The sequence below is a fragment of the Caulobacter segnis genome (genome assembly GCF_003243465.1).
GTDB lineage: Bacteria > Pseudomonadota > Alphaproteobacteria > Caulobacterales > Caulobacteraceae > Caulobacter > Caulobacter segnis_A.
In genome coordinates this window covers 1-10,862 of the sequence record NZ_QFQZ01000112.1, presented here as the reverse complement: position 1 = coordinate 10,862, position 10,862 = coordinate 1, and the positions used below count along the sequence as shown (strand labels likewise).

The window sequence follows — 10,862 nt, the reverse complement described above, 5'->3', positions numbered from 1 at the left end:
GGAAGAAAAGCTGCGCTTCGCCATCCGCGAAGGCGGCCGCACCGTCGGCGCCGGCGTCGTCTCGAAGATCGTCGAGTAAACGAACGATCCTCAGCGACAGCCGATCTGAACTAAGCGAAGGCCCCGGAGAGAAATCTCCGGGGCCTTTTGCTTGGGAGGCGAGACGAAGGACCGCTATGGGTGGTTAGCATCGTAACAGAGCGATGGGCCGAGCCGCTTGGCCGAGATCGTTCTCTGCACCGTTATCTTTGAGCGCCACATCCCCAAGTGGCCCGTGCCGCCAAAGGGATAGTACGTCCTGCGCCCCACAAAGGTGACCAGGACCGGCAGCACATCATGACAGCCTCCATCCTCCGGCCTCTCGTTCATGACGGCTTCGAGAAGCGGCTGATCGCGCCACTCGAACCAGTCCGTCTTTTTGGGGACTGGGAACGTCTTCGGTGTCCCGGTGGCGCCTTCGACAAAGGTCGAGCCTTCGAACTCGTCGAGCCAGACACCGGAATACTGCTGGGGGCGGCCAATGAAGCCGCCTTCCGAGCAAGACGAAAGCGCCAAGCACAGCACGACTAGGCTGATCGGTCTGAAAGCCATGGTTGAGCTAACCACGTTTCACAAAGCTCTGTAAGAGATGGCAATCGAACGTCCGGCTAAGGGTCGCAAGCCGACCTCCCCAGGTCGGTGCGAACCTTACATCTCGTGGAGGCTGCAGCGTGCAGGGCTGACAGCCCTGCTATCGTCTCGCCGTGAGATGTAAGGATGGCTCCGTTCCCGGGAGAAGGGCTTTCACGCGTGCAAACCCACCGTCATCCCGCGCTTTATGCGCGGGACCCATATCTCCGCCGCACGTGCGGAGAACACTCAAGCGCTCACGTGTAAGCTGAACCATGGGTCCCGCGAACAAGTCGCGGGATGACGGGGTTTTGACGAGGGCGGCGCCAATCCCCGCCTACCCACGAGCGTTCAGCCACCCCAACCCCAACAATCTCAACGCTTTCCGCCCCCGACCCACGAGCCCCCAAAAATTCGACGCATCGCTCCCAAAACCGCCCGCATACTTGTCCTCGCCCCGTCGCGGGGGAGGGCGTTCAGCTGGCGACCGAACGAGCGGCGGGGGTGATCGAGCGGGAAGCGCTGGTCTTGGCCTTTGGGCCGCCTTCGCGACGGATCCGGACGGGCTCCCTGAAACATCGGGACGAAGGCCGGGCGGCGAGGGAGACGGGCGCGGCAGGCGCGGGCTGAAATCGCCCGCGCGGTCCGGAGGGAACGCATCTTCCTCCGCCCGCCCGGGGCCTCTTTCGGAAGCGGGTTAAAACCCCGCGCGTCGAGGGCTCCGGAGCACAGGTCACGCGGAGCGCTCCGGCCTCGGCCGAAACGGTACTCCACGCAATACTCATCCGGGCCCTGCCCGGACGCTCCGCCGCCTCCCCAGCCCGCCGGCCCAAAACGGCGGAAGGGCGCCGCCTTGCGCCTAGCCTTCCACGAACCTCGGGATCGGCCCCACCTGCGGGGTCTGGTCCGGTAGCTCGACGAATTCCTCGTCGACGAAGCACCAGCCCCAGCCCTCGGGCGGATCATAGCCTTCGATGATCGGGTGGCGGGTCGCGCGGAAGTGGGCGGTGGCGTGCTTGCTGGGGCTGTCGTCGCAGCAGCCGACGTGGCCGCAGGTCCGGCACAGGCGCAAGTGCACCCACCAGCCGCCGGTCTTCAGGCATTCCTCGCAGCCCTTGGCGCTGGGAGTGACCAGGCGGATGGCGTCGCCGTGCAGGCAGCTCATGGTCTCAGGCCTCCGCGAGATAGGCGTGGATGGCGGCGACGGCCTGGGCGCCTTCGCCGATGGCCGCGCCGACCCGCTTGACCGAGCCGGCCCGCACGTCGCCGATCGCGAACACGCCCTTGCGGCTGGTCTGCAGCAGCGGATGGCCGGGCGCCAGGTCGGTCCCGGTGCGCACGAAGCCGTGGTTGTCGAGCTCGACCTGGCAGTGGGTCAGCCAGTGCGTGTTCGGCGCCGCGCCGATGAACAGGAAGAGGTGGCTGATCGCCTGGGTGGTCTCGGCGTCGTCCGGACCGCGCCAGCGCACCGTCGACAGCTGGTCGCCTTCGCCATCCAGGGCCACGACCTGGCTTTGGGTGACGACCTCGATGTTGGGCGTGCTCTCGATCCGGTCGATCAGGTAGCGCGACATGGTGGCCGCCAGGCTGGGGCCGCGCACGATCATCCAGACCTTCTTGACCTGGCTGGCCAGATAGACCGCCGCCTGGCCGGCCGAGTTGCCGGCCCCGACCAGGGCGACCTCCTGGCCGGCGCAGAGCTTGGCCTCCAGGGGCGAGGCCCAGTAATGCACGCAGGCGCCCTCGAACTGGTCGAGATTGTCGACGTCCAGCCGGCGGTAGCGCGCGCCGCTGGCGATGACCACGGTGCGGGCCTGGGCGGTCTCGCCGCTGGCCAGGCTGAGGCGGTAGCGACGGGCGCCGTCCGGCTCGCAGATCAGGGAGGCGACCTCGTCGGGAATGGCCAGCTCGGCGCCGAACTTCTGGGCCTGGCCGAAGGCGCGCCCCATCAGGGCCTGGCCGGAAATGCCGGTGGGAAAGCCCAGATAGTTCTCGATCCGGGCCGAGGCGCCGGCCTGGCCGCCGAACGCGCGGCTATCGAGGACCAGCACCGACAGGCCCTCGGACGCGGCGTAGACGGCGGTGGACAGGCCGGCCGGACCGGCCCCGACCACGGCCACGTCATAGAGACGGTCGGCGTCGATCGGCGCGACGAGGCCCAGGCACCGGCCCAGCTGGTGGTTCGAGGGCTGGCGCAGCAGGGTCCCGTTCGGGCAAAGCACGATCGGCAGGGCGCTCTCGTCGACGTCGAAGCGCTCGATCAGCACCCGGGCGCAGTCGACGGTGTCCGGATCCAGGTGCTGGTAGGGATGACCGTTCCGCGCCAGGAACCCCGAGAGGCGGATCACCTCGGCGTCGGCGGCGCGGCCGACGATGATCGGCCCGCCGGCCCCGGTCTCGATCAGGCTGACCCGGCGCAGGATCAGCGCCCGCATGATCCGCTCGCCCAACTCGGCCTCGGCGATCAGCACGGCGCGAAGGCGTTCGGGGGCGATCAGCAGGGCCTCGACGCCGGTGAGGGCGGTGACGTCCACCAGCGAGGGGCGGCCCGACAGCTGGGCGATCTCGCCGACGAACTGGCCGGCCTCGTGCTCGACGATCGGCTGGCGGTCGTTATGGGCGTCGCGCCGGCTGATCGCCACGCGGCCGCTCAGGATGACGAACAGCCCCGGCGACGGCGTCCCGGCGGTCGCCAGCGCTACGCCCGCCTCGGCCTGGACGACCTGGCCAAAGCGCTTCAGGCGATTGATCTCCTCGGCCGTCAGGCCGGGGAACATCTGGGCGCGACGGGTCTCGAAGGTCGTTCCGGTCATGACTCTAGATTGCTTGAGGCGGCTTGGTTGTCATCCCTGGATTGAACGGCGTCTTGCACATTCGTGCGGCCTTGATGCGCCGAGCGCCATTTGGCGACCCGAACATGACGAATAGATCATGACCTCGATTTAAGTCGCTGCCCGGGCTCGGCGCCGCTAGCGTCCGATCACTGATTTGACGCATCCGAAGGGGAGATACCGATGCGCGCCCTGACCAGCCTGGCCGTTCTGGCCGCCGCCTTAGCCGCCGCCGGCGCCGTCCAGGCCGAGCCGTCCGTGAAGATCAAGGACGCCGTCGCCCGTGTGGTGATCATTCCGGAGAACCGGCCGGACGTGAAGGTCGAGTTCCTGACCACCAACGCCAGCCTGCCCCTGACCGTCCGCAACGAGGGCGGCAAGGTCGTCATCGACGGCGACCTGCGCATGAGCCGGATCAACGGCTGCAACAGCCGCAACGGCAAGACCTGGGTCAAGGTGCGCGGCGTCGGCGAGGTGGCCTATGACAACATCCCGCAGGTCGCCATCCGCACGCCTTTGGACGTGCGGGTCGGAGCCGGCGGCGCGGTGTTCGGCGATATCGGCCGTTCGGACAGCGTCGAACTCGCCAACGCCGGCTGCGGCGACTGGACGGTCGCCAACACCCGCGGAAAGCTGGAGGTCAGCCAGGCCGGCTCGGGCGACACGCGGACGGGCTCGGCGAGCTCCGCCGAGATCAGCATCGCCGGGTCAGGCGACGTCAGCACCCAGGCGATCGGGGGCGACCTCGAGGTCAACATCGCCGGCTCGGGCGATGTCTCGGCCGCGCGCATCGGCGGTAAGCTGGAAGGCAATATCGCGGGTTCGGGCGACATCACGGTCGCGGGCGGCCGCAGCCGCGCCGTCGAGGTCAGCGTGATGGGCTCCGGCGACGTCACCTTCAAGGGCGAGGCCGACGAGGTCGAGGTCAGCGTGATGGGCTCCGGCGACGTCCGCATCGCCAAGGTCAATGGCCCCATCAAGAAGCACGTGGCCGGCTCGGGCGACGTGATCATCGGCCAGTAGTGCCGTCACACACACATATATATAAGAGTGAAGGCCCCGGAGATCGCTCCCCGGGGCCTTCTTCATGTCCGGACCGTTCCGTCCAGCGTCTCGCTTAGCGGACGCTGAAGCCGAACAGGTCGCTGGCCGAGATCAGGTCGGCGCCGGCGCGGTCGCGGTCCTTCAGGCTGCCGCCGAAGGTGTAGCGCAGGCCCACCTTGATGGCGTCGGCGTTCAGGTCGGCCAGATCGTCCGACTCGCTGTGCGTGTACTTGGCGAAGGTCGACCAGCCGGTGTTGGCGAACTTGTACTCACCGCCGACGTTCACGTCCCACAGGTCCGCGTTGCGGTTGGTGTCGATGCGCGACCAGGCCGCGCCGGCGTCCAGGCGGAAATTGTCCGTGACGAAGTAGCGGGCGTCGCCGCGCACGGTGTAGAGGTCGGCGTCCTGGTCGTTCGACTGACCGTAGGCCGCGACGCCCGACAGGGTCACGTTCGACAGGTACTTGTGGGCTTCGCCGCCGACGGCCCAGACGGTGTCGTTGGCCGGGCGGGAGAGGGCGGTGAAGCCGCCGACGCGCCAGCTGTCGCCGACCTTGGTGGTCAGGTGGGCGGCGCCCGAGGCGACGGTGTCGTCCGACAGGTCGTTATCCGAGATCGAGACGTCGCCGTTGGCGGTCACGGTCCAGGCGCCCGACAGCGGGATCGCGACCGAACCGTCGACGATCGCCGACGAGCCGTGGCCGCCGCCCAGCTTGGTGTTCAGGTCGGTGTAGTTCACGGCCGCGCCGATCGAGCCCACGTTCTGGGCGAAGGCCGGGGCCGAGACGGCGGCGGCGATCAGGGCGGCGGTGGCGAAGAGCTTGGTATGCATTGGGTCTATCCCCTTGAGTACTGTGGCTCCTCCGGCTGGCGGGACGGTCGTTGTTGGGGGAGGGGCCGCCCAGTCCGCCGGGGAGGGGCGGCATCTATGGAGGTTCGACCGGCGGCTCAAGACCAGCGGCTACGCTTGAGGGGCGATTAATGCATTTTTGTGACACTTGCGGAGGCGAGAATTTCAACTACGCGCAAGCGGGCGCACGTTCATCTCTCGCTTTAACCTGAGAATGTTAAAAGCTGACCGACGTTATGTTTGCGGGGGTCTTGTGCTGGGAGGAAAGGGCGCCTATCCAGAACCCGCCCGACGACTCGAGTCCTTTTCGGACGAGACGAACCGGACAGAGCGCTTGACGAAACCGATTCTGGAACGTACAAGCGCGCCTCTGTTGGACCGGCTGTGAGCTTTCGGGCTCAAACGCGGTTCGCGAGACGCCCGGACATAGCGCCGCTAACTTCCTTCGGGAGGGGTGCAATATCTGGTCATCACCCCCGACAGGCGACTGTTGGGGACATTTGTTTTGCGGACGCTGCGTACGGAGCCCATCTGGGTTCCGAGTTGGTCTTTGAAATGGTTCGAGACGCGGGCGCAGCCCACTAGGAAACCGAGCGATATGGATCGTCAGAACATCCGCATCCGGCTCAAGGCCTTCGATCACCGCGTGTTGGATCATTCCACGCGCGAGATCGTCAATACGGCCAAGCGCACGGGCGCGACGGTGCGGGGCCCCATCCCCCTGCCCACGCTTATCGAGAAATTCACCGTCAACCGTTCGCCGCACGTCGACAAGAAGTCGCGCGAACAGTTCGAGATCCGTACGCACAAGCGCGTCCTCGACATCGTTGACCCGACTCCGCAGACCGTGGACGCGCTGATGAAGCTCGACCTGTCGGCCGGCGTTGACGTCGAAATCAAGCTGTAAGGAGGGCCCGCTTATGACTCTCCCCACCCAACGCACTGGCGTCCTCGCCAAGAAGCTCGGCATGACCCGCTTCTTCGATGAAGCTGGTCAGCACGTGCCGGTCACCGTCCTGTCGCTCGACGGTTGCCAGGTCACGGGCGTGCGCACCGTTGAGAAGGACGGCTACACCGCCCTGCAACTCGGCGCCGGCGCCAAGAAAGCCAAGAACACCTCGAAGGCCCTGCGCGGCCACTTCGCGAAGGCGGCCGTCGAGCCGAAGCGCGTCGTCGCCGAATTCCGCGTCGAGGAAAGCGCCCTGATCGAAGTCGGCGCCGAACTGACGGCCGACCACTTCGTCGCCGGCCAGAAGGTCGACATCCAAGGCGTCACCGTCGGTAAGGGTTTCGCCGGCGCCATGAAGCGCTGGAACTTCGGTGGTCTCCGCGCCACCCACGGTGTCTCGGTCTCGCACCGTTCGCACGGTTCGACCGGTAACCGCCAGGATCCGGGCCGTACGTTCCCGGGCAAGAAGATGGCTGGTCACCTGGGTCAAGAAACCGTCACCACCCTCAACGTCACCGTTTGGAAGGTGGACGTCGAGCGCGGCCTGATCCTGGTCAAGGGCGCTGTCCCCGGCCACGAAGGCAGCTACGTGAAGGTTCGCGACGCCGTGAAGAAGGCTCTGCCTGCCGACGCTCCGCGTCCGGGCGCCTTCCGCAAGGCTGGCGAGGCTCCGGCTGCTGCTGAAACCCCCGCTGATGAGGCCCCCGCGGCTGCGACCGAAGAGGGCGAAGGCTAATGAAACTCGACGTCATCAAACTGGACGGCGGCAAGGCCGGCTCCGTTGATCTCGACGACGCCATCTTCGGCATCGACGACATCCGCGGCGACATCCTGCAGCGCGTCGTGACCTGGCAGCTGGCCAAGCGCCGCTCGGGCAACCACAAGATTCAGGTTCGTAACGAGGTCTCTCGTACGAGCAAGAAGATGTACAAGCAGAAGGGCACCGGCGGCGCCCGTCACGGCTCGCGCCGTGCGGCCCAGTTCGTCGGCGGCGCCAAGGCCCACGGTCCCGTGGTCCGCAGCCACGCCTTCGACCTGCCCAAGAAGATCCGCGCCCTGGCCCTGAAGCACGCTCTGTCGTCGAAGGCCAAGTCGGGCTCGCTGGTCGTCCTGGACAACGTTGCTCTGACCGAAGCGAAGACGGCCGCCCTGCGCGCCAACTTCGACAAGATCGGTCTGAAGAACGCCCTGGTCATCGCCGGTCCGGAAGTGGACGCGAACTTCAAGCTCGCCGCCCGCAACATCCCGAACGTGGATGTCCTGCCGAACGCCGGCCTGAACGTCTACGACGTGCTGCGTCGCCAGACCCTCGTCCTGACCAAGGACGCGGTCGAAGCGATCTCGGCTCGTTTCGCTGAGAAGGAAGCCGCCTAATGGCCGCCACCGCTCGCCACTACGACACGATCCTGTCGCCGGTGATCACCGAAAAGACGACCCTGCTCAGCGAGCAAAACAAGGTTGTCTTCAAGGTGGCCAACGACGCGACCAAGGACGAAATCGCCGCCGCCGTCGAAGAGCTGTTCAAGGTCAAGGTGACCAAGGTCAACACCATCGTGACCAAGGGCAAGACCAAGCGCTTCCGCGGCATCGTGGGTCGTCGCAACGACGTCAAAAAAGCGATCGTGACGCTGGCCGAAGGCCAGTCGATCGACATCACGACGGGGCTCTAAGTCATGGCCTTGAAGCAATTTAACCCGACCAGCCCCGGCCAGCGCGGCCTGGTGCTGATCGACCGCAGCGAACTTCACAAGGGCAAGCCCGAGAAGAAGCTCGTTGAAGGCCTGACCAAGTCGGGCGGCCGTGGCGGCAATGGCCGCGTGGCCGTTCGCTTCCGCGGCGGCGGCGCCAAGCGCCTGTACCGTCTGGTCGACTTCAAGCGCCGCAAGCAAGGCGTGGCCACGGTCGTCCGTCTCGAGTACGACCCGAACCGCACCGCCTTCATCGCCCTGATCAAGTATCAGGCCGACGGCGAGCTGGCCTACATCCTGGCCCCGCAACGCCTGAAGGCCGGCGACGAAGTCGTCACCGGCGAGAAGGTCGACGTGAAGCCGGGCAACGCCTCGCCGCTGCGCACGCTGCCGATCGGCACGATCATCCACAACATCGAGCTGAAGCCCGCCAAGGGTGGTCAGATCGCCCGTTCGGCTGGCGCCTACGCCCAGCTGGTCGGTCGTGACGCCGGCTACGCCCAGATCCGCCTGAACTCGGGCGAACTGCGCATGGTGCTCGACTCGTGCATGGCCACCGTCGGCGCCGTTTCGAACCCCGACCACATGAACCAGAACCTCGGCAAGGCCGGTCGTTCTCGTCACATGGGCCGTCGCCCGCACGTCCGCGGTGTCGCCATGAACCCGGTCGACCACCCCCACGGTGGTGGTGAAGGCCGGACCTCGGGCGGCCGTCACCCGGTGACCCCGGCTGGTAAGCCGACCAAGGGCGCCAAGACCCGCGTCAACAAGGCCACGGATAAGTTCATCATCCGCTCGCGCCACAAAGCGAAGAAGGGCCGCTAAGCCATGACCCGCTCCGTCTGGAAAGGCCCGTTTGTCGACGGGTACCTCCTGAAGAAGGCCGACGCCGCTCTCTCGTCGGGCCGCAAGGACGTCATCAAGACCTGGTCGCGTCGCTCGACGATCATGCCGCAATTCGTCGGCCTGACCTTCGGCGTGCACAACGGCCACAAGCACGTTCCCGTGCTCGTGTCGGAAGACATGGTCGGCATGAAGTTCGGCGAATTCGCGCCGACCCGGAACTTCCCGGGTCACGCCGCCGACAAGAAGGCCAAGAGGAAGTAATCATGGCCAAGCAAAAGCAAGCTCGCCGCCTCGACGGCGCCGAAGCGATGGCCAAGGTTCGCACCCTGCGCACCAGCCCGCGCAAGCTGAACCTGGTCGCTCAGTCCATCCGTGGCCTGAACGTCCAGCGCGCTCTCAACGAGCTCGAGTTCAGCCACAAGCGCATCGCTCAGGACGTCCGCAAGGCGCTGTACTCGGCGATCTCCAACGCCGAGAACAACCACAACCTCGACATCGACTCCCTGGTCGTCGCCGAGGCCTATGTGGGCAAGAACCTGATCATGAAGCGTTTCTCGCCCCGCGCTCGCGGTCGCGCGACGCGCGTTGAGAAGCCGTTCTCCGAGATCACGATCGTGGTCCGCGAACTGGGTGAGGCCGCCTAATGGGTCAGAAAGTCAATCCGGTCGGGCTGCGGCTCGGCGTGAACCGCACCTGGGACAGCCGTTGGTTCGCCGACGGTAACCAGTACGGCAAGATGCTGCACCAGGACCTCGCGGTCCGCGCCGCCCTGAAGAAGCGCCTGTACCAAGCTGGTGTCTCGCGCATCATCATCGAGCGTCCGCACAAGAAGTGCCGCATCACGATCTATGCCGCTCGTCCGGGCGTCATCATCGGCAAGAAGGGCGCTGACATCGACAAGCTCCGCAAGGACCTGTCGGTTCAGACCGAGGGCGAAGTCCACCTGAACATCGTCGAGATCCGCAAGCCGGAAACCGACGCTCAGCTGGTGGCCGAGTCGATCGCTCAACAACTTGAGCGTCGTATCGCCTTCCGTCGCGCCATGAAGCGTTCGATCCAGTCGGCCGTGCGCCTCGGCGCCAAGGGCATCCGGATCAACGTCTCGGGTCGCCTCGGCGGCGCTGAAATCGCTCGGATGGAGTGGTACCGCGAAGGTCGCGTGCCGCTGCACACCCTGCGCGCCGACATCGACTTCGGTTTCGCCGAAGCCAAGACCACCTACGGCATCATCGGCGTGAAGACCTGGATCTTCAAGGGCGAGGTGCTGGAGCATGATCCGATGGCGCTCGACAAGCGCCTGGCCACCGAGTCCGGCCCCGCCGGCGAAGGTGGCGGCCGTGAGCGCGGCGATCGTCCCGACCGGGGCGACCGTCGTGACCGTCGCGATCGCGCCTAAGGATTAGATCGCCATGCTGTCTCCGAAGAAGACCAAATTCCGCAAGCAGTTCAAGGGCCGCATCCACGGCGCCTCGAAGGGCGGCACCCTGCTGAACTTCGGTTCGTACGGCCTGAAGGCCGTCGAGCCGGAGCGCATCACGGCCCGTCAGATCGAAGCCGCCCGTCGCGCCATCACCCGCCAGATGAAGCGTCAAGGCCGCGTCTGGATCCGTATCTTCCCGGACGTGCCGGTCACCGGCAAGCCCGCTGAAGTCCGGATGGGTAAGGGTAAGGGCGCGGTGGACTACTGGGCCGCTCGCGTGGCTCCGGGCCGCATCATGTTCGAAATCGACGGCGTGCCGGACGATATCGCGCGTGAAGCTCTGCGCCTGGGCGCCGCCAAGCTGCCGATCCGCACCCGTGTTGTGACCCGCATCGATGCGGGCGTGGCTCAGGAGGCTTGAGGCTCATGAAGATCGCTGACATCCGGGGCATGACCCCCGACCAGCTGGCCGAAACCCTGATCAGCCTGAAGAAGGAGCAGTTCAACCTGCGCTTCCAGGCCGCCACGGGCCAGGTCGAAAAGACCCACCGCGTCAACGAGATCCGCAAGGATATCGCGCGGATCAAGACCGTGCTGCGCGCCAAGGCCGCGGCTTAAGGAGAAC

Annotated in this window: 17 protein-coding genes and 1 pseudogene; 13 read left to right on the top strand and 5 right to left on the bottom strand. The window is 66.3% G+C overall.

All coding sequences use genetic code 11. The features are described 5' to 3' along the window. A partial coding sequence (locus tag DI526_RS21865; protein WP_304282668.1) for a hypothetical protein occupies positions 1 to 79 on the top strand: 79 nt, incomplete at its 5' end. Between the two features lie 95 nt (positions 80 to 174). Here DI526_RS21865 and DI526_RS21860 read toward each other — a convergent pair. The 4 genes and pseudogenes from DI526_RS21860 to DI526_RS21845 form a co-directional block, all read right to left on the bottom strand. Further along, positions 175 to 591, bottom strand: a complete 417-nt coding sequence (locus DI526_RS21860) for a hypothetical protein (RefSeq protein WP_304282663.1) — start codon at positions 589 to 591, stop codon at positions 175 to 177. A gap of 205 nt (positions 592 to 796) precedes the next feature. Further along, a pseudogene (locus DI526_RS21855) lies at positions 797 to 886 on the bottom strand (hypothetical protein); the annotation flags it as partial. Between the two features lie 582 nt (positions 887 to 1,468). After that, positions 1,469 to 1,774 (bottom strand): UBP-type zinc finger domain-containing protein, encoded by a 306-nt coding sequence (locus DI526_RS21850; protein WP_304282661.1) that lies wholly within the window; start codon positions 1,772 to 1,774, stop codon positions 1,469 to 1,471. A 4-nt stretch (positions 1,775 to 1,778) separates the two neighbouring features. Then, a complete protein-coding gene (locus DI526_RS21845; RefSeq protein WP_304282658.1) occupies positions 1,779 to 3,422 on the bottom strand; it encodes an FAD-dependent oxidoreductase in 1,644 nt (547 codons plus the stop codon). A 201-nt stretch (positions 3,423 to 3,623) separates the two neighbouring features. Between DI526_RS21845 and DI526_RS21840 the strand changes: the two genes are divergently transcribed. Further along, complete coding sequence (locus tag DI526_RS21840; RefSeq protein ID WP_304282656.1) at positions 3,624 to 4,463, top strand: GIN domain-containing protein; 840 nt, start codon at positions 3,624 to 3,626, stop codon at positions 4,461 to 4,463. 94 nt (positions 4,464 to 4,557) lie between these two features. On the opposite strand, the gene DI526_RS21835 is transcribed toward DI526_RS21840, so the two are convergent. Further along, positions 4,558 to 5,316 carry a hypothetical protein gene (locus tag DI526_RS21835; protein ID WP_304282653.1) on the bottom strand — a complete coding sequence of 253 codons (759 nt, stop codon included), beginning with the start codon at positions 5,314 to 5,316 and terminating at the stop codon, positions 4,558 to 4,560. Positions 5,317 to 5,718: 402 nt separating this feature from the next. Between DI526_RS21835 and DI526_RS21830 the strand changes: the two genes are divergently transcribed. The 11 genes from DI526_RS21830 to rpmC are packed head-to-tail and all read left to right on the top strand — an operon-like array spanning position 5,719 to position 10,855. Beyond that, complete coding sequence (locus tag DI526_RS21830; protein WP_304282650.1) at positions 5,719 to 5,919, top strand: hypothetical protein; 201 nt, start codon at positions 5,719 to 5,721, stop codon at positions 5,917 to 5,919. Positions 5,920 to 5,932: 13 nt separating this feature from the next. Then, positions 5,933 to 6,241: a 30S ribosomal protein S10 gene (rpsJ, locus tag DI526_RS21825; RefSeq protein WP_004616952.1), complete on the top strand. Its 309-nt coding sequence runs from the start codon at positions 5,933 to 5,935 to the stop codon at positions 6,239 to 6,241. 13 nt (positions 6,242 to 6,254) lie between these two features. Next, positions 6,255 to 7,019: a 50S ribosomal protein L3 gene (gene rplC / locus DI526_RS21820; protein WP_304282600.1), complete on the top strand. Its 765-nt coding sequence runs from the start codon at positions 6,255 to 6,257 to the stop codon at positions 7,017 to 7,019. Next, positions 7,019 to 7,657, top strand: a complete 639-nt coding sequence (gene rplD / locus DI526_RS21815; protein WP_304282597.1) for a 50S ribosomal protein L4 — start codon at positions 7,019 to 7,021, stop codon at positions 7,655 to 7,657. The genes rplC and rplD overlap by 1 nt, the downstream gene beginning before the upstream one ends. Next, the gene (locus DI526_RS21810) at positions 7,657 to 7,953 is read left to right on the top strand and encodes a 50S ribosomal protein L23 (protein WP_010919129.1); all 297 of its coding nucleotides are present in this window, start codon (positions 7,657 to 7,659) and stop codon (positions 7,951 to 7,953) included. Before rplD ends, DI526_RS21810 begins: the two co-directional genes overlap by 1 nt. A gap of 3 nt (positions 7,954 to 7,956) precedes the next feature. Further along, positions 7,957 to 8,796, top strand: a complete 840-nt coding sequence (gene rplB / locus DI526_RS21805; RefSeq protein WP_297512130.1) for a 50S ribosomal protein L2 — start codon at positions 7,957 to 7,959, stop codon at positions 8,794 to 8,796. A 3-nt stretch (positions 8,797 to 8,799) separates the two neighbouring features. After that, positions 8,800 to 9,078, top strand: coding sequence for a 30S ribosomal protein S19 (rpsS, locus tag DI526_RS21800; RefSeq protein WP_010919131.1), 279 nt, complete (start codon positions 8,800 to 8,802; stop codon positions 9,076 to 9,078). 2 nt (positions 9,079 to 9,080) lie between these two features. Beyond that, positions 9,081 to 9,461 carry a 50S ribosomal protein L22 gene (gene rplV, locus DI526_RS21795; RefSeq protein WP_099503306.1) on the top strand — a complete coding sequence of 127 codons (381 nt, stop codon included), beginning with the start codon at positions 9,081 to 9,083 and terminating at the stop codon, positions 9,459 to 9,461. After that, positions 9,461 to 10,213: a 30S ribosomal protein S3 gene (rpsC, locus tag DI526_RS21790; protein WP_304282588.1), complete on the top strand. Its 753-nt coding sequence runs from the start codon at positions 9,461 to 9,463 to the stop codon at positions 10,211 to 10,213. Before rplV ends, rpsC begins: the two co-directional genes overlap by 1 nt. 13 nt (positions 10,214 to 10,226) lie before the next feature. Further along, entirely contained in the window at positions 10,227 to 10,658 is a 432-nt protein-coding gene (rplP, locus tag DI526_RS21785) for a 50S ribosomal protein L16 (protein WP_013078651.1), read from the top strand. Between the two features lie 5 nt (positions 10,659 to 10,663). Beyond that, entirely contained in the window at positions 10,664 to 10,855 is a 192-nt protein-coding gene (rpmC, locus tag DI526_RS21780; protein WP_304282584.1) for a 50S ribosomal protein L29, read from the top strand. Positions 10,856 to 10,862 lie beyond the last annotated feature (7 nt).